The organism is Alteromonas sp. 76-1, from assembly GCF_900654235.1.
Lineage (GTDB): Bacteria > Pseudomonadota > Gammaproteobacteria > Enterobacterales > Alteromonadaceae > Alteromonas > Alteromonas naphthalenivorans.
In genome coordinates, this window is sequence record NZ_LR136958.1 from 4248160 (window position 1) to 4272396 (window position 24237).

Consider the following 24237-nt stretch of genomic DNA (forward strand, 5'->3'; position numbering starts at 1 on the left):
TTTTTATTAGGGCCTTTTAAATGAGTGAGTTTGGGGTGAATCATAGTGGAAAAGTCAATGTTTCAAGCTGCACGTCGTATATTTGCTTTTTTAGCACTCGCATTGTTCGCCTCTTTTGGTGCATGCAATACGTTAACGCTTGGCATAGTGCCACAACAGTCTGCGAAGAAGCTTGCTGAAACCTGGCAGCCGCTTATCAACTATATCTCTGAACATGCCGACATTGATGTGGTGTTTAAAACAGCGAAAGATATTCCAACCTTCGAACAAAGGCTGGCCGAGGGTGAGTACGATATTGCCTACATGAACCCTTACCACTTTGTGGTATTTAATGACTCGGTTGGCTATCGCGCGTTGGCTCGTCAAAAAGGTAAGCGAATTAAAGGCATTGTTGTTGTGAATGCCAACAGCACTATTACGTCACTTGACGATCTAAATGGTAAACAAATAGCCTTTCCCTCTCCTGCCGCATTTGCTGCCACTATTATTCCTAGTGCGTATTTGAAACAGCAGGGCGTTATTTTTACGCCACGCTATGTGCATTCTCATGACTCGGTGTACCTCAATGTACAAAGAGGCTTTTTTAACGCGGGTGGCGGTATAATAAGAACCTTCAATGGTGTTGATGACAATACACGCAGTGCTCTTCGTGTTTTATGGGAAAGTGACGGGTATACCCCTCATGCAGTAGCAACCCACCCTCGAATAACTGACACTCAAAGAGAGGCACTATTGAATGCGTTGCTTACTCTGTCAGAGGATAAAGACAATCATCAGCTATTGAAAAATATTGGCTTTAAAGGCTTTATGTCGTCAGCAGATGAAGATTGGGACGACGTACGAGCCTTGGGCATTACCTCATTGGCAAGGCCGCTATTGTGAAAAAAGAAGCGTTGCTCTCGTTATCGCTACGAACCAAAACTATTGTTGGGGTAGCACTTATTGCTGCCATTTTGTTTTTAATTCTTATCACAACCGTATTTAAACTATTAAATGACTTAGTCGACACCAGTGTTGATACGTCTGCTCAAACTACTACCAACCTGTTTGTGTCCACCGCAAAAAATGCTTTTTTAAGCTACGACCTCGCTTCGCTAGAGGCAGATGCAACTGAAATGCTTTCAAACCCTAATATCAGTTATGTTCGAGTTCTCGATAACAACAACAATGTATATGTTGAAAAAGGTGAGCCAGAGGCGCTCAATCACCCCTTCCAGCTAGACAGCGATGTAATGAGTGCGATAGATGGTATATACGATACCGCTGCTGATATTAAAGTTGGCGAGACCTTATATGGCAGAGTGGAAATAGGCCTTGATGTTGACTCTATTAACCAGTCGGTAAATCGGGTACGTACTTGGACATTAACACTCGCCGCCATAGAACTTGCCCTTATTGCATTGTGCTCATTCTTGCTTGGGTCGTACTTAATGTCACAGTTAAAGCAGCTACGTGCAGGTGCTAGGCATTTAGGGGCGGCGGTTAAAGATAAAAATTACCAAGATATCTCTGTAAAAGTGCGCGGCAAAGATGAACTCAGCGAACTGGCTGAAGCCTTTAATCAATTGGTTGAGCTTTTAAAAGAAGAAAATACGCATCGCGAGCGCGTTGAAGGTGAACTTAAAGAACTAAATAGCTTGTTGGAGGTGAAAGTAAAACAGCGTACCTCGTTGTTAAATCAAAAAAACTTCCAGCTTGAAGAAGCAAATAAAGACCTAAAAGAAGCACAGGTTCAATTGTTACAAGCAGAAAAAATGGCATCAGTTGGCCAATTGGCCGCGGGTGTAGCGCACGAAATCAATAACCCGATAGGGTTTGTGAATAGTAATATGCATACACTCAGTGAGTATGTAGCAACCTACCAAATGATTTTCCAACAGCTTAATGATGTGCTTTTAAAAGATACCGATACTCATCAGGATGAAGCGATAAAACAGCTGCGCAATATTATACAGCAGCAAGATATGGAATTTATCAACAGCGACATCTCTGAACTCATCACCGATTCGAAGGACGGCCTAATTCGGGTTGCCGAAATAGTTAAAGGGCTAAAACTGTTCTCGCGCGTAGACAGTGATGAAATGCAATCTTACAACTTAAATGATTGTGTTCGCACCACCCTAGCGATGGTGAACAATCAGCTAAAATACATATGCAGCGTAGAAACCCATTTAGGGTCAATTCCCCATATCATGATGAACATGGGTAAAATTTCGCAAGTGGTGACAAACCTGCTTATTAATGCTGGCCAAGCAATTGAAAGCACGGGCGTACAGGGCACTATTACCATTACGACGCGGGAATTAGATGGCTACATCGAGCTTAGCGTACAAGACACTGGATGCGGTATTGAGTCGAGTCATCTAGATAAATTATTTAATCCGTTCTTCACTACTAAACCAGAAGGGCAAGGCACCGGACTTGGACTTTCTATTTCTTTCGGCATTGCTCAAGAGCACGGCGGCACTCTCCATGCATCAAGTAAAGATGGGGAAGGAAGCTGTTTCACGTTATGCCTACCAATACATAACCCGTTAGATGACAACGCCGAAGATTCTTTTCAGGACGATTCACTATGAATGATACCACTGACCAAAACGCCGACGTGTACACTGTTTTATTTGTCGACGATGAACCTAATATTCTTCGCGCCATTAAGCGCGCGCTCTTTTCTTTGAAAGTTAATTTATTGCTGGCTGACAGTGGCGCAAAAGCATTAGAGATCATGAAAGAAAATGAGGTTCATGTGATCATTTCCGACATGAAAATGCCACAAATGTCTGGCGCTGAATTACTGCAACAAGTCGCAGAGTTGTACCCTGAAAGTTATCGGTTGGTGCTAACCGGTTATGCCGATATAGAATCTACTATTAAAGCGGTTAACGAGGGAAAAATTCATCGTTATTTACAAAAGCCCTGGGACAATAAAGAGCTTATATCTGCCATTGAAGATGGGTTAGAACGGGTAAAATTAAAAAATGAAAATACTCGGTTGCAAAAATTAACACGTCTGCAAAACCGTAAATTAAAAGAAGTGAACACATCGCTTGAGCAAATGGTTCATAAGCGTACGCGCCAAATTAAAGCAGCGTTGAACAAGATTGAAAAACATAATCTTGCAATGGAACAGGTACTGTTTAATGTTATTAGCATTAACCCCAACATAGACGGCAAATTTGCTATTGAAGTAAGTGAGCTTGCCACTAAGCTAGCCAAATACCTTCAACTAAGTCCTGAGGACGTTAAGCGAGTGCGCTACGCAGGGCTCATTTGTGAACTTGGCTTGCTAGGGCTAAATACCGACGATTTTCTAGCCCCGTTCTCGAAGCTTAAGTATCAACAACAACAGAACTACTTAGATCAAACTAAACAAGCTGCGCTAATGCTCGCGCCAGCCACTGAATTACAGCCAGTGTCAGACATGATTGAATTTCAATTCGAGCATTATAACGGTGCTGGCCCCCGTAATGTGGTGGCGAAAGAAATTCCCATAGGTGCCCGTATAGTCTCAATAGCTAGAGATTACTGGCGCTTAGTCACTGGCCGAATGAGCGGTGAAGAAATGACACCGCGGGATGCCAAAGCCGAAATGAAAAAACATACCAACACGCGGTACGACGGTGAGATTTTATCCTTCTTACTTGCAGATGACGATGTGAGCACATCAAAATACATTTACAACACGATGAAAGCCTCGCAGCTAAAAGCGGGCATGGTGTTAGCTAAAAATTTATATAATGATAGCCATATTCTTATACTGCCTGAAGGGCATATTTTCACCGACGCCACTATTCAAAAGCTAACTCAATTTGAAGAAGAGCGACGTCGTGCATTCAGTATTTTGATTGAGCCAGATACGCCGTTAGATGAAACCGAAGAAGGGGCTGCGCCTCAAGACACCTGATCTTAAGTGTAGCTGTGGAGGTACCCATAAAACCGGAATAAAGAAGCACTAAGGCAATTAGCGCTTCTTTGTTTTTTGTAACAGATACCCAAGATAATGAAATCTTCTACCTTGCACCGCGGTCTCTTAAACGCGTATACAGTGTGTATTCCTTCGATTTCGTGTCACAATAAATGACAATTTTAGGCCTAACGGATAATAAGGCGGTTAACATGAAACATTTTGATTATATCTGCATAGGCGGCGGGAGTGGCGGCATTGCGTCTGCAAACCGTGCCGCCAAGCATGGTAAAAAAGCAGCCATTATTGAAGCTAAAGATATTGGCGGCACCTGCGTTAACGTAGGCTGTGTGCCTAAAAAAGCCATGTGGTACGGCGCACAAGTTGCCGAAGCTATTCACCGCTATGCACCAGAATATGGTTTTGATATCACTGTAAATCACTTCAGTTGGGATAGCCTAATTGCCAGCCGCCAAGCTTATATCGAACGCATTCATGCATCCTATGATCGTGCACTTACGGCCAACGACGTAACCCTTATTCGTGGTTTTGCTAAGTTTGTAGATAACAACACTATTGAAGTGGATGGTGAAACCTATACCGCAGACCATATTACCATTGCCACTGGTGGCCGCCCTGTCATTCCTGATATTCCTGGCGCTCAGCACGGTATTAACTCAGATGGCTTCTTTGCACTGAAAGAACAACCTAAGAAAGCGGTTGTTGTAGGTGCAGGTTACATTGGCGTTGAGCTAGCTGGCGTACTGCACAGTTTGGGTACAGAGACTCACTTAGTGGTTCGCAAACAAGCGCCACTTCGCCACTTCGACCCTATCATCCATGAAACTCTAGTCGATATGATTCATGCTGAAGGCTGCACATTACACAACCACGCCAGCGTTGAAAAAGTAGAACGCGGTGAAGGTAAGCACCTTTCAATTCACCTTACAAATGGTGAAGTCCTTGAAGCAGACTGCCTAATTTGGGCCATTGGCCGCGAACCATCCACCGATGTGATAGCGATTGAAAATACCGATGTTGAGCTTTCTGAAAATGGCACGGTGAAGGTGGATAAATATCAAAACACCACGGCCAAGAACATTTATGCTGTGGGTGATATTACTGGTGAAGCCGAATTGACGCCTGTGGCAGTAAAAGCAGGACGCTTACTAAGCGAACGTTTATTCAATGGCCAAGAAGACGCGCACATGGATTACACCATGATCCCCACCGTCGTGTTTAGCCACCCGCCTATTGGCACCATGGGTTTAACTGAACCTGAAGCCATTGCAGAATATGGTGAGGATAAGGTTAAAGTGTACTCATCAAGTTTCGCCTCTATGTACACTGCAGTAACTCGTCATCGTCAAATGACCAAGATGAAATTGGTGTGTGCAGGCGAAGATGAAAAAGTGGTTGGCCTTCACGGTATTGGCCATGGTATGGATGAAATTCTACAAGGCTTTGCGGTAGCCATCAAAATGGGCGCGACCAAAGCCGATTTTGATGCATGTGTGGCCATTCACCCTACGAGTGCTGAAGAATACGTTACGATGACCTAGGTCGTCCAACTGCGCTTAGGTTAGCCAAGCTTAGTAAAACGCTAGCGCACTTTTAACGTACTTATAGAATGTAAGGCGATAATCAATTTTTTGATTATCGCCTTTCTTTTACATTCTTTCTAACGAAACAGGCACACCGTTTAACACACTATTACCCGACAAAGTATCTACCTGCATTTCGTCTGTCAGTATATTGGTATTAACGCCAGGGTATTGGCTAGCGACACCCAGCTTTATTCCCTTCTTATTATGCCCCCAACCATGGGGAATAGAGACCACGCCGGGCATAATAGAATCAGTAATTTCTGCCTCTACGAATAGCTCTCCCACTCTTGACGTGACTTTAACCCTATCGCCTTCGTTCACATCATATTTAGCGGCATCTATGGGGTGTAACTGTAGCGTACAGCGATTGTTTCCCTTCACCATTCTAGGGCTATTATGTAACCAAGAATTGTTCGTTTTAATATGGCGCCTGCCAATCAATACTATTTGATTTTCGTTACGCTTCTGGTCGAAAAAATGCGTCTTTACGCGGGCAATATCTGACATAAAGTAATTAAAATTTAAGTCTATTTTTTTATTCTCATGAAAAATAGCGTCAGGCAGTGCAGGTTGCAACGGCCCAAGGTCGATGCCATGTGGATGCGCTTTCAGTTTATCTAGCGACAAGTTATAGCCTTCATTACCAATGCCGTTAGCATTTTCCTTGGCACTGATATTTGCACTAGCATGGGCCCCGTATTGACCGCTTTTTAATAAATCGTCTATCACACCTTTTGGCTGTTTTTGCCATAGTGTTTGATAGTGCGCGGTACTTTTGCCATTTAATTTATCTAGGCGCTCTGCCAGCGATAGATATATTTGCCAATCTGTTAATTGATCATTGTCTATGTCTACCACTGCCTCAGAATAGGTAGCGTAGTTTCTTACCGCAAAGTTGTGAAAAACCACATCATAGTGATCCCGCTCTAATGGCGTAACGGGAGGTAATATAATATCTGCATGCCGAGAAGTTTCAGAAATGTAGAAGTCCACAGACACAATAAAATCGAGTTGTGAAAACGCACGCTCCAGCTGCTCGGTATTAGGTGTCGTTACCACTGGATTTCCAGCACCTATGACCATGGCTTTAATTTGGCCTTCACCAGGCGTTAATATTTCTTCTGCTAAACACGCCACAGGGTATTCTCCAGCAAAAGCGGGTAGACCCCTTACCCGCGAACTATAGCCTGACATGCTGCCCCTGCTTGATACCGGTAAAATATCGGCAGCAGGCTGGGTAAACATCATCCCCCCTTGTCTATCTAAGTTTCCGGTCAACATGTTAAACAGCATGATGAGATATTGAGTAAGTGTGCCAAATGCTTGCACACTCGCGCCCATGCGTCCGTAACATACAGCCGATTCAGCTTCGCAAAAATCGGTAACCAATTGGATTACCTGTGACGCTTCAATACCGGTTTGTTCGCTAACATTTTCGGGAGAAAAGTCTCTTAAGTAGCCTTCAACTTCAAGCAATTCTTCGGCGTAAGGTAAGAGCGCTTCTGCATTGTGCAATTGCTTATCAAAGACTACATGCAACATAGCAAGTAATAGCAATACATCACTGCCGGGGCGAATAAAGTGATGCTCGCAGCTTAAATCAGCAGTGTCTGTTCGTTTAGGGTCGATGACCACAACTTTACCGCCGCGTTTTTGTACGTCTTTCAAGCGCTTTTTAACGTTGGGCACTGTCATGATGCTGCCATTGGAAGCAAGGGGGTTGCCACCGATAATCACAAAGTGTTGGGTGTGATCGATATCTGGAATAGGAATTTGCGACATATGCCCAAACAGCCTACGACTGACAATATGATGAGGGAGTTGATCCACCGAGGTGGCAGAGTATCTATTGTGTGACTCAAGTGCGCGATAAAAATAAGGGCCGAACAAAATAGCCCCCATGTTGTGGGCATTCGGATTACCAAGATAGACGCCAACGGCATCTTTTCCATGCGTAGACTGTGTATGGTGAAGTTTTTCAGCAACGTAATCAAAGGCCTCACTCCACGGTATTTCCTGCCACTCGTCACCTACCTTTTTGACCGGTCGTTTTAACCTATCCGGATCATCATATAAATCTTTCAGCGCACTGGCTTTGGGGCATATGTGGCCGGCACTAAAAGGGTTATCTTTATCTCCCTTGATGGATAGTATGCGCTTGCCCTGTGTGGCAACTTCAATGCCGCACATCGCTTCGCAAAGCGTACAGGTTGAATAATGGAGTTTTTGTTTTGGGCTAACCCCGCCTTGCTTTGAATTGGCACCGCTTTTCTTTGAATTGGCCACGTTTTGCTCTGAATTTACCATGTACAGCACCCACACTAAACTTTGTTAACAGCTTGTTGCAAAATTAGCGTTTATCCATCCTATAGACAAGCATCATCGTGAGTGATGGATAAATAGACGGGTGGGTGGTAAAACTGTAGTTTGGTCGTTAGATTTATGCGTAAAATCTCATAAGTCAGGTAGCACCCCACCATTTTAGGTTAAAGTTAACGACAAATTTACAATTAGGTGAGACGCTCACAGGCATACTCATCAATAGACAGAAAACGCATTTCAAGCAATTGGAAACTCATTATGATAAAAACAACAAAAAGCTTATTAGCCGTCACACTTGTGAGCGCCTTGGGCTTAAGCACCACCTACTCTACGCATGCAGCTGACGACATTAAAAAAGATGCAACGATTAATGAAGAAAAATGGGATGTAAGTAACCCCCCGTTTGCACTTAATGAAGTTACAATCAACACCACCGAAACCACTTGGTCTAGCTTAGATATAGCCCCGAATGGCAAGTACATGGTGTTCGATATGCTAGGTGATATTTACAAAGTAAATATTGATGGCGGCGATGCCACACCCATCACGCAAGATTTCGCATGGAACATACACCCCAGTATTTCACCGGATGGTTCAAAGATTGCGTTTATTTCTGACCGCGATGGCATTAATAATCTTTGGATAATGGACAGCAATGGTGAAAATCTGCGCCAAGTGACCAAAGAAAAGAACAACCTTATTCACTCTCCTAAATGGAGCCCCGATGGTGAATACTTGCTGGTATCCAAAGGCATTATGTCTAGCCGCAGCATTCCTGCAGGTGAAATTTGGATGTATCACAATACCGGCGGTGACGGCTTGCAAATTAAAGCCCGTAATCATGGTAAAAAAGACCAGCAAAACATAGCTGACCCCGTTTTTTCTCACGACGGCAAATATATTTACTTCACAGAGAACACAGTGCCTGGGAGTCGTTTCGACTATAACCGCGACCCACTAGGTGGCATATTCGCCATTACCCGCTTTGACCGTGAGAACGGCGACGAAAGCCGTTATATTAGTGGCACCGGCGGGGCCGTGGTGCCTACGCCATCACCGGATGGTAAATACGTTGCGTTTGTTCGCCGGGTAAAAGAAAAAACCGCTCTGTTTTTAAAAGATATTAAAACCGGTGAAGAAACACCGCTTACCACAGAACTTGAACGTGACATGCAAGAAGGTTTTGGCTCTGAAGGTTACTTCGCCTACTTCGACTGGATGCCAGATTCATCAGCCATTGTGTATTGGACAGGTGGTACTTTCCATAGCATCAATATCGACGATAAGACTATCTCAGATATTAACATTAACGTAGAAGCTACCCTTCAATATGCGGATGCACTTCGCTTTGATGTAGATGTGGCACCGGATGAATTTGATGTAAACATGATTCGCTGGTCGCAAATGTCGCCTGACGGTAAAACACTCTTGTTTCAAGCATTAGGAAAGCTTTACGTAAAAGACGTAAAGTCGGGCAAGATGAAACGCCTGACTAAGCAAAATGACCATGGCGAATATTACCCGCGTTTTTCTAACGACGGAAAAGCCATTGTTTACACCACTTGGAATGATGATGAATTAGGGTCAGTACGCATTGTTTCTGCCCGTGGCGGTAAAGGTAAAGTGATTACCAAGCAACCTGGACATTATATAGAACCATCGTTCTCAAGTGATCGTGAAAAGGTGGTGTACCGCAAGTTTACTGGCGGCTATTTACTTGACCCTAAATACTCGGTAGACCCTGGTATTTATGTAGCAGACCTTGATAGAAAAACCGAAAAGAAAGTGTCTGATGGGGGTATTAACCCACACTTTGCAGGCGACAATTCACGGGTGTATTTCACCGAATCGGTAGGCGGCACGCCGTATCGAGAAACACAACTTTCAAGTGTTAACTTGCAAGGAAACGATAAGCGAACGCATTTATACGGCGCTGATGATGTAAGTGAGTACAAACTTTCACATGATAAAAAATGGGTAGCTTTCGTTTACCAATTTAAAACTTTCGTCACCCCGTTTGTGGAAAATGGTAAGAAAATAACTATTGGCCCTAACATGACTTCACTGCCGGTTACTCAGCTTTCATCTAAAGCCGGTGAGTACTTAACATGGTCGCCGGATAATGAAACGGTGAGCTGGTTTAATGGCCCCACTTTCTACAGTCGCTCGCTTAAAGAAGCTTTTGCGTTTGTAGATGGCGCGCCAGAAACCCTGCCCGACCCTGTGGCCGATGGTATTAATTTATCGTTCACTACCGAAGCCGATAAACCAAGCGGTTACAAAGCCTTAATTGGTGGAAAGGTCGTGACCATGCGTGATGCCGACAACACCCAAGAAGTGATTGAAGACGGCGTTATTATCATTAAAGATAATCGTATTGAAGCTGTGGGCAAGCGCGGAGATATTGCTATTCCTGAAGGCGCTATGCAAATAGATGCCAGTGGCAAAACCATTATTCCAGGGTTAGTTGATACTCATGCTCATGGCGCACAAGGCAGGAATGAGATTATTCCAGATAAAAACTGGAGCCAATACTCGAATGTGGCCTTCGGTGTTACCACCATTCATGACCCATCAAACGATACCACAGAGATTTTTGCCGCCTCTGAACTTCAGCGTAAAGGCGACATAGTGGCACCGCGTATTTACTCTACCGGTACTATTTTGTACGGCGCAGAAGGCCTAGGCTACAAAGCCATCATCAACAACTACGAAGATGCGTACTTCCACGTAGAACGCTTAAAAGATAGCGGCGCAATTTCGGTGAAAAGCTACAACCAGCCACGACGCGATCAACGCCAACAAGTGTTATGGGCATCGAAAAACCAAGACATGATGGTAGTGCCTGAGGGTGGCGGTAAGTTACAACAAAATCTAACCATGTTGGTTGATGGCCATACAGGGCTAGAACACAGCTTGCCTATAGAGCGCGGTTATAGTGATGTAACCCAGTTATGGAAAGCCACCGAGTTTGGTTACACACCTACATTTGTGGTTTCTTACGGCGGTATGATGGGTGAAGAGTATTGGTACGACCGTACCGAAGTTTGGAAGAACCCACGGTTACTTCGCTATACCCCAGCCACCATGTTACATGGCCGTTCTATTAGACGCCCTACCGCGCCTGATAATCAATACAACCACCAAAACGTAGCTAGCTACGCCAAAGAGCTTCGCGATAATGGGGTTAGTGTACATATTGGCGCTCATGGGCAACGTGAAGGCTTAGCGGCCCACTGGGAACTGTGGATAATGCAACAAGGCGGTTTCACCGCATGGGAAGCATTACGCGGCGGTACTATCGATGGCGCGAAACACCTAGGTATGGGTAACGACATCGGCAGTATTGAAAAAGGTAAATTGGCTGATTTAGTCGTGATTGACGGCGATGTATTAGCAGACTTACGCCGCAGTGAATATGTGGAATTCACCGTACTTAACGGCCGTGTATATGAAGCTGCCACCATGAACGAAGTGGGCAGTAAAACCAAGCGCTCCCCTTTCTTCTTCGAAGAAAACAACGCCACCTTTATGCCAAGAACCACCGCGGAAGCGATTGACGCGAAAGCACATCACTTCCATTGGAAACACTAATAATCTAGTGAGTTACTAGCACTTATCAAGCCGGCGTAAATCGCCGGCTTTTTTATGCTTACAGAGCCCTCTAATTTCCCATCTCCCCCATCTTCCCCTTAAGCCAACCACGGATTTAGCTCTGAGGGTAGGAAGCACCATGATAGACCTTCCACCGCATGGATGCGGTGGCAGAGCCCCCATGGATGGGCTTATTGGGAGCTAAGGTTGTAAAAGAAGTGTGGGGCACACAATAAGCAGGCCCTCCCCGGCAGGGATGCCGGGGCGGAGCCTCCAGGGATGGATTTACGGCGTGCCTGTGTTTGTGTGCCCCACACTTCGTATTGTCCCCGTCAGCGGTTGCGTCCGTATTGTTCGTGGGACGACACCCAATCCGATGAGCTAATGGCTGAGGCTAAAGAGATTTCTCCCGCTAAGGCTACCGAGGCAACGATTTCGGCGAATTTATACACCTTGTTTTTGCCATAGCAATCGATAAGTTCTAAGCACTCACGCTGAGTGCCCATTCCAGTGCCACCACCGTAGGTGGCCACTATTAATGAAGGAATGGTGATAGACACATACAAATCGCCTTCATCAGTAAGCTCTGAATACATAATAGCAGCCGATGATTCCGCTACGTTCGCAACATCTTGCCCCGTAGCAATAAACATGGCGGTAATACCATTAGGCGAGTGCAAACCCGTATTGTTCACCCCAGATAGGAATGACCCGACACCCGCCACCCTACCGTGATAATCAATTTGCTTAGGCTCTACTCGCATAATTTGCAGTAAATGCTCGCGCTTTATCGTGGCCTCTGCGGTGACTCGTTTACCACGAGTACGCATAATATTTATTTGTGAGGCTTTTTTATCGGTGGCAAAGTTAGACTCTAAATAGAAGTTCTCGACCCCTTCGTAATTATCTAGAATCCACCCGCACGCCGCAAAAGTAGCCCGCCCCACCATGTTTTGCCCTGCCGCATCACCGGTTAAATAGTTGAAACGCAAAAACGCAAATTTGTTTGATAAGAAGTGGTCAATATAAGTGAGTTTGGCAATGCTCGACGTTGCTTCAGCCTCTTCGCGAATTTTGCTGATGTTTTGGTTTACCCAAGTAACAAAATCTCTTGCCCCACGGGCATCGCTAAAAATGAAAACCGGAGCTCGCTGCATAGCATCATCTACCACCGTAGCCTTTACCCCACCACTCATATTAAGCAGCTTCATACCCCGATTATACGAGGCAACCAAGGTGCCTTCTGTTGTGGCCATTGGCACAACAAAATCGCCCTTCGCATGTTCGCCATCAATAGTTAGTGGCCCTGCAATACCAATGGGCACCTGAGCTACACCAATAAAATGCTCAATATTACCTTTCAATTTATCTGGATCGACCGAGTACTTGCCAACATGATCAATTTTGGCGCCAGTAAAACTTTCAAAGTATGACTGACGCTGCTTAATGATTTTATCACCATAATCGTCGTGATCGTCACGGGGAATATGCAACTTGCGATTGGTAGGAGAAGTCACATTATCTTCTACTTCGAACTTAAGCTTTCCAAAAGGTGACGCCGAAAAACAAATACCTATTTTGCGTTTTTCAGGGCTGACTTCTTCATTCAGTTCTAGGTGTACGGTAATGACTTGCCGTAATGAAAACGGCATACCACCCGTATCATTGAGGGCATCGAAACTAATGTCGCTGTCGTTGCTGCTTTGAATAGAAATTTTATGGCTTGGGACTTTCTCACCATCAAATGAAATCCATTTAAGCTCTTTTAGTGTGGCATCTTTTAAACGGTTTTTAAGGGCGAAAGAAACGCCATTATCAGTTTTGGTTAAGCTTCCATGGGTATATAGCTGTTTAAGCAAAATACTTGGTACAAACATGTGAGTTCCTATTCCGTTTGGGTAAAGCCACTGCGTGAATTAAGTACACTACTTTTTATAGTACATCCTTTGTACAGTATCACTAACCTTTAGTATTTCCATCCACTTTTACGCACATTTAAATTTGAGCCATTTCATTAAAATTTCATCAAATTCTGCGCCAAGCCCTTATGTATAAAGGGCCCTAGACTGCATGACTTCTGTCTATTCGATAATTCTCGATCATTTCTTCTAACGTTAAAAGCGTCAAGGCACTACCCAAGACCACTTTCGGTATTCAGGTTTTCGCTGTTTAAAAAGCATCGATTGCTGATTAAGCGCTATGTCCATAGGGAAATGGCAACTGAATACCATTTTTTTAATTTCATGGGATGAACTGTTATGAGAAAAGGACTATTCCGTCATCAGGCAATGCAGCCTACCTCGCCATTTCAAGGCGATCTATTGATGACGCCTCGACCATCCCATATGGGGATAACGGCGATACTACTTTTATGGATAGTGGGTGTGGGTATATATCTCACAACGGGTAGCTATGCCCGAAAAGCCACTGTCGAAGGATGGTTAGAGCCTTCACATGGTGTACTAAGGTTGTACGCCGACGCCCGTAAAGGCCGCATATCACAAGTGTATGTCAGCGAGGGCCAAAAAGTTAAAAAAGGCGAGCCATTATTGTCGATTGAATACGGGGTTCAGCAGCCACAAGGCGAAACCGTAGAATTAAAACTGCAACAAGAGCTTCTCGCTAAGAGAAAGCGAATAAGCGACTCGTTGGCGCGCACCATTAGTATTCATAAAAGCAACAATGCACAGTTAGTAAAGCAACTTCAGCACGCGCAAAAAGATGCTGAAACAATACGCCATATTTTAGCTATTTCTTATCAACAGTGGCAGTTAGCGCACAATCAATTTACGTCACTTGAAGTGCTACGCAATGCTGGCCATGTAAGTAACGCAGATTTCGATAGTTATAAGCTTGAGCTTTTAAGTAGCCAGCAACAATGGAAACAAGCTGAGCGAAATAATCTGAAAAGCGAAGCTGAAGTAAGCCGACTGACACATGAAATTGCCGGTTCACCCCAGATTCAAGCCAATGAGCGCACCGTACATGAAAACCAACTGAGTGATATCAACCAACAGTTACTGACGTTAAATCGTGATCGCCAGCGAATTCTTTATGCAACGCAAAATGGTGTGGTTTCGAGCCTGCAAGCTAGTGCTGGGTTAATGGTCGATCAAAACAGACCACTACTCAGCTTACTTCCAGAAAATTCTCCGATAGAAGCACGATTGTTAGTACCCGTGCGCGCCGCCGGCTTTATCGCTAACGGGCAACAGCTCGCTATTCGATACGACGCTTTTCCTTATCAGAAATTTGGTTTGCAAGAAGGGCAGATAACTAGCATCTCCGAAACTATTTTACTGCCAGGTGAATGGGCGAACGCGCCTTTAACCGTGAGCGAACCGGCTTATTTGGTTACCGCTCGAGTAAATAGCGACGCCATTATTGCCTATGGAAACCCGGTCATGCTTAAGGCTGGAATGACGTTTTCAGCAGACGTAGCACTTAGCCAGCGTAGCTTACTGGAATGGATTTTAGAGCCGCTACTAAGCGTCACGAAAAGGTTGTAATTATGACTATTGCTCACGGATTTACCTCACCTGTACTCAGCGCTTTGTCGCCTAAAAATAAAGTGCCGGTTGTGCTTCAAACTGAAGCTGCTGAATGTGGCTTGGCCTGTGTGAGTATGGTGGCGCAGTATTATGGCGACAAACGGGATATGACCCACCTTCGCCAGCACATTAGCGTTTCACTTCGCGGTGTCACACTTAAAGATATTATGGATATTGCGCAGCAAATGGCATTTCAATGTCGCGCACTAAAAATTGAGCCACAGGATTTATCTCAACTAACCCTGCCAGCAATTCTGCATTGGGATATGCGTCATTTTGTTGTGCTGACTAAGGTAAAGCAAGAGCGATTGACCATACACGACCCAAGTATTGGCAAACGCAATTTCACCTTTGATGAGGCGAGTAAACACCTAACGGGGATAGCGTTAGAAATTACGCCTAAAGACAATTTTTCGCCACCACCCGCAAAGCCCTTACTAAAGCTAAGAAACTTCTTTACTCGCACGGTAGGGTTTAAACGTAATTTAGCGACCTTGCTGGCGCTGTCTGCATTACTTCAACTGTTCGCTTTAGCGTCTCCTTATTACGTGCAAACCGTGGTTGATGATGTGTTATTGCAAGGGAACCAAGCATTATTAACCGCGCTTGCTATTGGGTTTACTTTTTTGCTACTGATAAGCATCTTCACCAGAGTGTTGCGGCGCTTTCTGATCCTTGCTGTATCAAGCCGGCTTCAACTTCAAATGTCGGCTTCCGTCTTCCAACATTTACTCTCTCTACCGCTGGATTTTTTCGCCAAAAGACACGTGGGTGATGTGGTGTCTCGCTTTGGCTCCCTCGCCCATATTCGTGAGTTCCTCACTACGGGGCTTGTGACTGCATTTCTCGATGGCGTATTGGCCATTATCACGCTCGTCGTGATGGCCCTTTATTCCGTTAAACTTACATTGTGTGTGGTGCTAGTAGTGGCAATATATCTACTTTTCCGCATCGCATTAATACCTGTCACTAAGCGACTCACAACAGAGAAAATTGCGTTAGGCGCCACCGAGCAAAGCCACTTTATGGAAAGTGTTCGGGGTATGCTGCCTATTCGTGTCTACCATCAAGAATCCCAGCGCCATAGTCAGTGGCAAAACAAGTTAGTCGCCACTTTGAACAAAGACATAAGTCTGGGAAAACTCAATATTGGAAGCGATGCGGTAAACCAGGTTTTATTTGGTATTGAAAACATCGTTGTAATCTTTATTGCGGCATCTTTGGTAATGGATAATATGCTGACGGTAGGAATGATGCTTGCCTTCATTGCATACAAAACCAAATTCACTGCCGCAGTAGACGGCCTAGTGTCGAAATTTATCGAATTGCGAATGCTGGCCGTACACTTTTCTCGTTTGAGCGATATTGTACTAACAGAGCCTGCTGACACCACAGTACTGTCACAACAATCTAGCCCCTATACAAACGTACCTTCAGTCTCAGGTGCGACCTCTTCCCATGCAATCGCCTCCAATACCCCAGTCATTCACTTAAAGGCCCACAACCTTAGTTATCGCTATGGTGAGGGGTGTAAATGTATTTTTGAAAACCTCAACTTATCGGTTAACGCAGGGGAAATAATTGCCATCGTTGGTGCAAGCGGCAGTGGAAAAAGCACCCTACTTAAATGCCTGATGGGCCTGTATGCACCCTTTGATGGAACGGTTAGTCACAATACAATTTCATCAAATCATTCCCCAGTCATTGCGTCTGTATTGCAAGAAGACATGTGCCTTTCTGGCTCTATGGCTGAAAACATTAGTTGTTTCGATGAGATACCGAATCAAGAAAAGGTTATACGTGCCGCCCAATTAGCCTGTATCCATGACGAAATTTGTGCCATGCCTATGCAATATCACTCGTTGGTCGGTGATATGGGAAGTAGCTTAAGTGGTGGTCAGAAACAACGGCTACTGCTTGCGCGAGCGCTATACAGAGAGCCCGACATCTTGTTTCTTGATGAGGCGAGTAGCCATTTAGATATTCACAACGAGCACATTATCAATACCCATTTAAAGGCGCTCAATATTACCCGAATCATGGTTGCCCATCGCCCTCAAACGATTGCCCTTGCAGATACCGTTTATCAGTTGGTAGACGGCACTCTACAGCACTGCCCAGCTTCTGAAGTAGTAGAAGAAAATAATATTACCCCACTAGGAGATTCATAATGATAACGCCCGAAGTTAGAGAATCTACACCCTTGCTCACCGATATTGAGCGTCAACAAATCGTTAAGCATGTAGATAACTTAAACAGTAATGCCCTTCCTATCGACACCCTGTCAAAACGCGAGCTTCAGGTTGCGCGAAAGATCATGGAGGGCTTGTCGAATAAAGCGATAGCAGCAGAGCTATTTATTAGCGAACGCACCGTTAAGTTCCACTGCGCCAACATCTACAAAAAACTGAAAATAAGCAGCCGCACCGCGCTCATCGCAAGTTGCTTTCGATCGATTTACCACCCCCTAAGGTTGGCCTAACCGCTAATCTTTTTAACTACACCAAAACGCTTATATAAGGAGCGAAAAATGCAACATAACACGCATAGCTATACACAAGGAAATACACAAGAAAATACACAGAACGGCTCTGGCCTTCACCTTAAAGCCCAAGAACTACTGCAAGTCACTGGCGGGAAATCTGGGGTCTCTGCAGACGCAGACAAAGACCCCATTCACTTTGTTAAACAACCTGTCTACATCACCCTAGCGATTGGTGAGGACGGCGGACAATTACCCGATTTATTGTCATAGCAGATTAAGGAGGTTAAGCAGTCCTCCTTTTACCACTTAAAAAGGATATTTCAATGCAGATTGCATTAATAGGGAGCGAGACTGACCCACAAATTCTACATGTGGCTGAAGCCTTAATTGCCGATAAAAACGACCCCTGTATTATTAATACCAACTATTTTGGTGAGCACTGGCAGCTCAGCTACGACCCAGATTTTAATGATGGCCTATTGCATTTTAACCAGCCGACCCGCAGCGGGCTGTTTCGAATTCCTCTGTCAGACATCACATCTGCCTATTGGCATCAATATATTCCCCCCTCGGTGAAACCCTCTAATAGTGTGTCTTCACAATGGTTAGATCAGGAATATGCCAGCACCTTATTATGCTGGTTTTTATTCAGTGGAACTAAGTGGGTTAATGGTATTGACGCCATTCGCGCCCATCACTGCAAACCGATTCAATTGCGAATGGCAAAAAAGCTAGGCGCTAAGGTGCCATATACCTATATAGGTAACGCTAGTGATGTAGCTTTACAGTTTTGTGCGAACATAGGCGAGGTGGTCTATAAGCCCGTCAAAGGCGGCGAAACAGCGAAGTTTGTGCAACAGAGCAATGATACTCGCAGCTTAGTGCAGGCTTTGTTAAATGAGCGTCCTGTCACTTTTCAGGCATTTATTGAAGGGACGAATATTCGAAGTTACGTACTTGGTGATGAAGTCGTCAGTGTACAAATAGACTCTCACAATCTCGATTTCAGAGACGATGCAAACGCACGTCCTTTGCTAACCCCTCTTCCTAAACCAATGCAGGATTTATCACGAAAGATATGTACCGGCTTAGGCATGCATTGGTGCGCTATCGATTGGCGCAAAAATACCAAGGGTGAATACTATTTCTTAGAAGCCAACCCTTGCCCTTTCTTCTTGTTTGTTGAAAACGAGACTGGTGTTGATATCACCGGCCGGTTAGTGAAATTATTAACCACATAAAAAAGAGCGCATTTAAATAAATGCGCTCTTTTGTGTTACTAGCCTTAGGGCGTTATAGAATGAAGCGCGATAGATCTTCGTTTTCTACAAGCGACTCTAAGTGGCTGTTTACGTAGTCTTCGTCAATCACAAAAGACTCACCGCTTTTTTCAGACGCATCAAACGAGATATCTTCCATTAGGCGTTCAAGCACCGTGTGCAAACGGCGTGCACCAATGTTCTCAGTGCGTTCGTTCACTCGCCATGCAGCTTCAGCAATACGCTGAATGCCTGATTCCACGAAATCGATATTTACGCCTTCGGTCAACATAAGCGCTTTGTATTGCTCGGTAAGCGACGCATTTGGCTCGGTAAGAATACGTTTGAAGTCACCCACTTCTAAGGCAGATAATTCAACGCGAATAGGCAAACGACCTTGAAGCTCAGGAATAAGATCTGACGGCTTGCTCATTTGGAACGCACCAGAGGCGATAAACAAAATATGGTCTGTTTTAATCATACCGTGTTTAGTCGACACCGTTGAACCTTCTACCAGAGGTAGCAAGTCACGCTGAACGCCTTCACGAGATACATCACCTGAATTGTTACCTTCACGCTTACAGATTTTGTCAATTTCATCAACAAACACAATGCCGTGTTGCTCAACCGACTCAATCGCTTTTTCTTTTAAATCTTCTTGATTCACCAAACGTGCGGCTTCTTCTTCCACCAGCATTTTCAGTGCATCTTTAATTTTTAGCTTCTTCTTTTTCTTTTGCGAACCTGACAAATTTTGGAACATGCCTTGAAGCTGATTGGTCATTTCTTCCATCCCTGGAGGCGCCATTATTTCTACGCCTACTTGTGGAAGTGCCACATCAATTTCAATTTCTTTGTCGTCTAAGTCGCCTTGACGAAGCTTTTTACGGAACGCTTGGCGCGTGCCTCTGTCTTCAACGTCTTCTTTCTTACCCCATGCATCTTCAGGAGGTGGAATAAGCACATCAAGAATGCGCTCTTCCGCCGCTTCTTCAGCACGGAATTTCACCTTTTTCATTTCCGTTTCTTTGGTCATCTTCACGGCAATGTCAGCAAGGTCGCGAATAATGGTTTCTACTTCTTTACCCACATAGCCGACTTCGGTGAACTTTGTCGCTTCAACTTTTATGAAAGGCGCATTGGCTAGTTTTGCTAAGCGGCGGGCAATTTCAGTTTTACCCACACCTGTTGGCCCAATCATAAGAATATTTTTAGGCGTCACTTCTTGGCGCAAATCAGGCTCAAGCTGCATACGGCGCCAGCGGTTTCGAAGTGCAATTGATACCGCACGTTTAGCATCTTGCTGACCAATAATGTGTCGGTCTAGCTCATGAACAATTTCTCTAGGTGTCATTTCAGACATGCATAAACCCTTATCTGTTTTGGTGCCACTGCATTAATAGCAGGCACAAGTGGCTGTTAATGATGAATTAAACAGCCACTTAGTAATCGAGTACGTCTACCGTTTGACTATGGTTAGTGAATACGCAGATATCACCGGCTATGGTCAAACTTTTCTCCGCAATTTCTTTTGCGGTAAGTTCGGTGTTTTCTAGCAAGGCAATGGCAGAAGCTTGAGCATAGTTGCCGCCTGAGCCAATAGCGATTAGGTCATTTTCTGGCTGTACGACATCGCCGTTACCGGTAATGATGAATGACGCGGTTTCATCGGCTACGGCCAATAAGGCTTCTAATTTGCGCAGCATGCGATCGGTTCGCCAATCTTTGGCAAGTTCAACCGCCGCCTTGGTCAGGTGGCCTTGATGGGCTTCAAGTTTTGCTTCAAAGCGTTCAAACAAGGTGAAGGCATCGGCGGTACCGCCTGCAAAACCAGCTAATACTTTATCGTGGTACAAGCGGCGCACTTTACGTGCATTACCTTTCATTACGGTATTGCCTAGTGACACCTGACCATCGCCAGCCATCACAACTTGATTTCCACGTCTTACAGATACAATCGTTGTCACGTTTAATCCCCGTTTAAGGTGGGCGCTATCGCAGACTCGGGCGATAACTGAAAAAAGACTTTGTTATGAAATGGGGGAAGGGTTTTCGTTTTCAAGGGGAGCAGATAAAACGGTCAGCTAAAAGGGCCTGTTAAAGTAAAGCAATAAAGACGTATGCAGTAAACGGGCACGTATTAATGCGTTAAGCGCTGCAAAGTAGTATGAGGTGGCTATTATGAGATGGTTGTAGTATGAGGTGATTGTAGTATGAGATGAATATAAGGCATCCACCACATCATGCGGTGAATGCCCTTATTAATGAATAATGAGTAATAGGTAGTGAATAAAAAGCGATTACGCTTATAAATTCCAGTACCAAATTTGGCAGGTCGCAATATTCACTTTACGAAGGCTGTGCTTGGCTTTTTCGGCATCTCGTTTCGATTCGAATGGCCCTAATATAACCCTGAACCATTCGCCGTTGCTGCCAGAACTCTGGCGAATAAGTGCTTCTAAACCTTGAAAGGCAATTTTCGCTTTCATTTCTTCAGCTTGAGCGCGGGTTCTGAACGACGCGCACTGCATAAGATAACGTTTGTCCGATTTTTCCTGTTCGGCAACGTCTACTTCCACTTCATACCCTGGCAGAGTACGAATATATTCCCACTCTTCTTTAGGCAATTCAGGCAAAGCTTCTTGGGTAGGCGCAACAGGGCGTACAACTTCGGTATCTACCTCAGAACTGGCGTTATCTTTAATAGACCATAAGAAAACCGCAAAGCCGATAAGCAATATCACCACAATAACAAGGCGAACAATAGGGAATGAGGCCGTGGGGCCACTCTTCACCTGTGATTTACCGCGCTTTTTATTTTCGGGCTTCTTTTTTTGTGGTGCTTTACCACGAGATACATAATCGCGTTGAGCCATATTCGGCAGTTTTCCTACTACTTATCGTTATTTTAGATGGGTAATGCCATGAGACGAAGACATAGTGCACAACCCTGAAACACTTGTATACATCAGTGTTAAGATTTTACCGTAATAGAAACCTGTGCGCTAACTGAAATCGGTGGGGTCGATATCTACCGACCAACGTACTTTTGCCGCCTGCGGTAAACCTTGTAAATACGGCAGAGCTAGCCGCAATGCGTTATGTAACGGCGCTCTTTTTTCATGACTACACACCAGCATAAAGCGAAAACGCCCTTGTCGTTTTTCAATTAAACAGGGAAACGGCCCACTCATTTGCGGCACTAAGCCCTTAGAATTTGCGTTTGCAGTATGTGAGTTTGAAAGGACGCCCCTAGCCTGTTGCAGGAATGCATAGGCCGATGAGCTCTCGGTTGCCTCTGCCCGAATTACAAATTGACTAATATAAGGAGGCAATGCAGACGCTTTTCGCTCCATCAATGCATGACGAGCAAAGTGGGCATAGCCGTTGTTCACTAAATCTTGTAATAAAGGATGGTGAGGATTGTGGGTTTGCAGCCACATTTCTCCGGGTTTGCTGGCACGCCCTGCTCGCCCTGCAAGCTGCGTAACGAGCTGCGCTAGCTTTTCAGGAGCTCGAAAGTCAGCACTAAATAGCGCCCCATCACAATCTAACACCACCACCAATGTAACGTGAGGAAAATGGTGCCCTTTCGATAAAATTTGCGTGCCTACCAGTATTTGGTGTTCTTGGCGGTTAATAGCGTCGAGGGTTTGATGTAGCTTGTCTTTTCCTCTTACCGTATCACTGTCTATGCGCACGTGCTTGGCATCGGGGAACAGCTTCATTAAGCCTTCTTCTACCTGCTCGGTGCCCGTCCCCGCCGTTACCATTTCATGGCTGTGGCAAGCTTCACACTCTTTGGGCATTGAACGAGTAGCACCACAGTGGTGGCATTGCAGCCTGTTTTGCCCTTTATGCACGGTATAGGGTCTGTCACAACGCTTACACATTGCCGTGGTGCCACAGTGATGACACAAAAGCGCGGGAGCATAACCTCGTCTATTCACAAAAACCAGAATCTGATTCCCTGCATTTACATGCTGGCGCATAATTGTCAGCAAGCCTTCTGAGATGCCGTAATGAATAGGTTGGTCTCTTGCATCTAGCAAATACTGCTTGGTACTTTGCGCCCCTGCGGCACGCCGTGTTAGTTGCAAATGCGCAAAGCGGCCGTTTAACGCGTTATTAAGCGTTTCAAGCGCTGGGGTAGCACTGCCGAGCAACAAAGGAATGCTGTGCTCTTTGGCTCGCATGGCCGCTAAATCGCGCGCGTGATACCTAAGCCCGTCTTGTTGTTTAAACGATTCATCATGCTCTTCATCTACGATGATCATGCCGGGGTTTTTAATGGGGGTAAAAATCGCTGAGCGAGTACCAATGATAATACCGAGTTCGCCTGCCCTTGCCCGCTGCCATACCGATAATCGCGCGGCGTCCGTCAATTGAGAGTGCAATACGCCTACAGGAATATTGAAGCGCTTTTCGAAACGCGAAACGGTTTGCGGCGTTAAACCAATTTCAGGCACTAAAATAAGCACTTGTTTACCGGCTTTAAGCAAAGGTTCAATTGATTGCAGATACACCTCGGTTTTACCGCTACCTGTCACCCCTTCAAGCAAGCTAATCGCAAAGGTGCCATGTTGCTGGTTTAATGCCGCTATCGCGACCCCTTGCTCTTTATCAGGTACGGGCTTTTCGCCAATTTCGAAGGTATCCAACCACGCTTGTGCAGTAAGTTCAGGGGTAATTTCTACGAGCTCAATAAGTGCTTTCTCTAATAACGCTTTCACTACTGCGGGTGAAAAAGTCTTACGCGCTTCGCTAGCAATAATTGATGTGGTTTGAACCGCTTCTAAGCAACTCATTTGCTTTGGAGCACGGCTTAAACTTTTAACATCGGTATCAGCACCTTCTGGTGTGACTTGAATATACTGCGCGGGTGATGGCGTGGCTGGCTCACCTTTTCGAAGCGGTACAGGAAGCATGGCGTGTATCACTTCCCCGGGCGCATGGTGGTAATACTGCCATAACCAATGCGCCATTTTTCTTAGCGATTCGTCGATAACAGGTGCGCTATCTACTACCTCAATGATGGCTTTTATTTTACTGGTATCATCTATGTCTACACCGGATTCAACCACAATGCCTACCAGTTGACGTGGTCCGAAAGGCACTTTTACCCGCACACCCGGTTGTAAAGTATCGGTATGAGAATAGGTAAATAGCTGGCGAAGCGGCACAGGTACAGCCACCTGAATGAATACCATTAAAATTGATGCCCCAAAATTGATGAACGTAAAGTGATTAAACGTAAATTCAGAACCGCTAATGATCTGGCATTTAAACATAATGTCAAATAAGGGAAGGGAATTTATTTTAGCCCGTGAGCTTGATTAATCCCGCCCCTGTTTACTTCGCATACAAAAAGTGCTTGATCACTTTAGTTGCTTCCTTTATTATGCGCCGCTCTTTTGCGGCTGATTGCAATTTCTGCGGTTGGTCATTGAATTTAAAGTTGCGTATGGTGTTTGGCTTCGGGCCAAATAGCGATACGGCCTCATATTGAAGGTAA

At 44.9% G+C, this 24237-nt stretch carries 16 protein-coding genes; 10 read left to right on the forward strand and 6 right to left on the reverse strand.

The window, feature by feature from the left end; genetic code table 11:
- Nucleotides 1-57 precede the first annotated feature (57 nt).
- From ALT761_RS17990 to gorA, 4 genes are all read left to right on the forward strand, one after another.
- Nucleotides 58-882 carry a phosphate/phosphite/phosphonate ABC transporter substrate-binding protein gene (locus tag ALT761_RS17990; RefSeq protein ID WP_129740218.1) on the forward strand — a complete coding sequence of 275 codons (825 nt, stop codon included), beginning with the start codon at nt 58-60 and terminating at the stop codon, nt 880-882.
- Nucleotides 879-2579, forward strand: a complete 1701-nt coding sequence (locus ALT761_RS17995; RefSeq protein WP_129740219.1) for a sensor histidine kinase — start codon at nt 879-881, stop codon at nt 2577-2579. Before ALT761_RS17990 ends, ALT761_RS17995 begins: the two co-directional genes overlap by 4 nt.
- Nucleotides 2576-3904 (forward strand): response regulator, encoded by a 1329-nt coding sequence (locus ALT761_RS18000; RefSeq protein ID WP_129740220.1) that lies wholly within the window; start codon nt 2576-2578, stop codon nt 3902-3904. The genes ALT761_RS17995 and ALT761_RS18000 overlap by 4 nt, the downstream gene beginning before the upstream one ends.
- Before the next feature lie 212 nt (nt 3905-4116).
- Nucleotides 4117-5466: a glutathione-disulfide reductase gene (gorA, locus tag ALT761_RS18005; protein ID WP_129740221.1), complete on the forward strand. Its 1350-nt coding sequence runs from the start codon at nt 4117-4119 to the stop codon at nt 5464-5466.
- A gap of 108 nt (nt 5467-5574) precedes the next feature.
- Here gorA and ALT761_RS18010 read toward each other — a convergent pair whose 3' ends face one another.
- Nucleotides 5575-7701, reverse strand: a complete 2127-nt coding sequence (locus ALT761_RS18010) for a molybdopterin oxidoreductase family protein (protein ID WP_232043604.1) — start codon at nt 7699-7701, stop codon at nt 5575-5577.
- Between the two features lie 390 nt (nt 7702-8091).
- Here ALT761_RS18010 and ALT761_RS18015 point away from each other — a divergent pair, with 390 nt between their 5' ends.
- Nucleotides 8092-11427 (forward strand): amidohydrolase family protein, encoded by a 3336-nt coding sequence (locus ALT761_RS18015; protein ID WP_129740223.1) that lies wholly within the window; start codon nt 8092-8094, stop codon nt 11425-11427.
- 332 nt (nt 11428-11759) lie between these two features.
- On the opposite strand, the gene ALT761_RS18020 is transcribed toward ALT761_RS18015, so the two are convergent.
- Nucleotides 11760-13304: a hydroxymethylglutaryl-CoA reductase gene (locus tag ALT761_RS18020; RefSeq protein ID WP_129740224.1), complete on the reverse strand. Its 1545-nt coding sequence runs from the start codon at nt 13302-13304 to the stop codon at nt 11760-11762.
- 381 nt (nt 13305-13685) lie between these two features.
- On the opposite strand from ALT761_RS18020, the gene ALT761_RS18025 reads away from it, so the two are divergent.
- From ALT761_RS18025 to ALT761_RS18045, 5 genes are read left to right on the forward strand one after another with little or no spacing between them, the layout of a single operon-like run.
- Nucleotides 13686-14936, forward strand: a complete 1251-nt coding sequence (locus tag ALT761_RS18025) for an HlyD family secretion protein (RefSeq protein WP_232043492.1) — start codon at nt 13686-13688, stop codon at nt 14934-14936.
- Nucleotides 14937-14938: 2 nt separating this feature from the next.
- Complete coding sequence (locus tag ALT761_RS18030) at nt 14939-17149, forward strand: peptidase domain-containing ABC transporter (protein ID WP_129740225.1); 2211 nt, start codon at nt 14939-14941, stop codon at nt 17147-17149.
- The gene (locus tag ALT761_RS18035) at nt 17149-17460 is read left to right on the forward strand and encodes a helix-turn-helix domain-containing protein (RefSeq protein WP_013786267.1); all 312 of its coding nucleotides are present in this window, start codon (nt 17149-17151) and stop codon (nt 17458-17460) included. Before ALT761_RS18030 ends, ALT761_RS18035 begins: the two co-directional genes overlap by 1 nt.
- 48 nt (nt 17461-17508) lie before the next feature.
- Nucleotides 17509-17733 carry a hypothetical protein gene (locus ALT761_RS18040; RefSeq protein ID WP_129740226.1) on the forward strand — a complete coding sequence of 75 codons (225 nt, stop codon included), beginning with the start codon at nt 17509-17511 and terminating at the stop codon, nt 17731-17733.
- A gap of 53 nt (nt 17734-17786) precedes the next feature.
- A complete protein-coding gene (locus ALT761_RS18045; protein WP_129740227.1) occupies nt 17787-18704 on the forward strand; it encodes an ATP-grasp domain-containing protein in 918 nt (305 codons plus the stop codon).
- A gap of 52 nt (nt 18705-18756) precedes the next feature.
- Here the strand turns inward: ALT761_RS18045 and hslU are convergent, their stop codons facing one another.
- From hslU to priA, 4 genes are all read right to left on the reverse strand, one after another.
- Nucleotides 18757-20085 (reverse strand): HslU--HslV peptidase ATPase subunit, encoded by a 1329-nt coding sequence (hslU, locus tag ALT761_RS18050; RefSeq protein ID WP_129740228.1) that lies wholly within the window; start codon nt 20083-20085, stop codon nt 18757-18759.
- Between the two features lie 79 nt (nt 20086-20164).
- Complete coding sequence (gene hslV, locus ALT761_RS18055) at nt 20165-20689, reverse strand: ATP-dependent protease subunit HslV (protein ID WP_013786271.1); 525 nt, start codon at nt 20687-20689, stop codon at nt 20165-20167.
- A gap of 339 nt (nt 20690-21028) precedes the next feature.
- Nucleotides 21029-21598: an SPOR domain-containing protein gene (locus tag ALT761_RS18060; RefSeq protein ID WP_013786272.1), complete on the reverse strand. Its 570-nt coding sequence runs from the start codon at nt 21596-21598 to the stop codon at nt 21029-21031.
- A gap of 129 nt (nt 21599-21727) precedes the next feature.
- The gene (gene priA / locus ALT761_RS18065; RefSeq protein WP_129740229.1) at nt 21728-23932 is read right to left on the reverse strand and encodes a primosomal protein N'; all 2205 of its coding nucleotides are present in this window, start codon (nt 23930-23932) and stop codon (nt 21728-21730) included.
- Between the last annotated feature and the right edge of the window lie 305 nt (nt 23933-24237).

Excerpts from the sequence above, each read along its gene's own strand:
- ALT761_RS17990 (WP_129740218.1), top strand. The coding sequence starts at position 58 with ATGTTTCAAGCTGCACGTCGTATATTTGCTTTTTTAGCACTCGCATTG.
- ALT761_RS18000 (WP_129740220.1), top strand. The coding sequence starts at position 2,576 with ATGAATGATACCACTGACCAAAACGCCGACGTGTACACTGTTTTATTT.
- gorA (WP_129740221.1), top strand. The coding sequence starts at position 4,117 with ATGAAACATTTTGATTATATCTGCATAGGCGGCGGGAGTGGCGGCATT.
- ALT761_RS18010 (WP_232043604.1), bottom strand. The coding sequence starts at position 7,701 with ATGTGCGGCATTGAAGTTGCCACACAGGGCAAGCGCATACTATCCATC.
- ALT761_RS18015 (WP_129740223.1), top strand. The coding sequence starts at position 8,092 with ATGATAAAAACAACAAAAAGCTTATTAGCCGTCACACTTGTGAGCGCC.
- ALT761_RS18020 (WP_129740224.1), bottom strand. The coding sequence starts at position 13,304 with ATGTTTGTACCAAGTATTTTGCTTAAACAGCTATATACCCATGGAAGC.
- ALT761_RS18025 (WP_232043492.1), top strand. The coding sequence starts at position 13,686 with ATGAGAAAAGGACTATTCCGTCATCAGGCAATGCAGCCTACCTCGCCA.
- ALT761_RS18030 (WP_129740225.1), top strand. The coding sequence starts at position 14,939 with ATGACTATTGCTCACGGATTTACCTCACCTGTACTCAGCGCTTTGTCG.
- ALT761_RS18035 (WP_013786267.1), top strand. The coding sequence starts at position 17,149 with ATGATAACGCCCGAAGTTAGAGAATCTACACCCTTGCTCACCGATATT.
- ALT761_RS18040 (WP_129740226.1), top strand. The coding sequence starts at position 17,509 with ATGCAACATAACACGCATAGCTATACACAAGGAAATACACAAGAAAAT.
- ALT761_RS18045 (WP_129740227.1), top strand. The coding sequence starts at position 17,787 with ATGCAGATTGCATTAATAGGGAGCGAGACTGACCCACAAATTCTACAT.
- hslU (WP_129740228.1), bottom strand. The coding sequence starts at position 20,085 with ATGTCTGAAATGACACCTAGAGAAATTGTTCATGAGCTAGACCGACAC.
- ALT761_RS18060 (WP_013786272.1), bottom strand. The coding sequence starts at position 21,598 with ATGGCTCAACGCGATTATGTATCTCGTGGTAAAGCACCACAAAAAAAG.
- priA (WP_129740229.1), bottom strand. The coding sequence starts at position 23,932 with ATGGTATTCATTCAGGTGGCTGTACCTGTGCCGCTTCGCCAGCTATTT.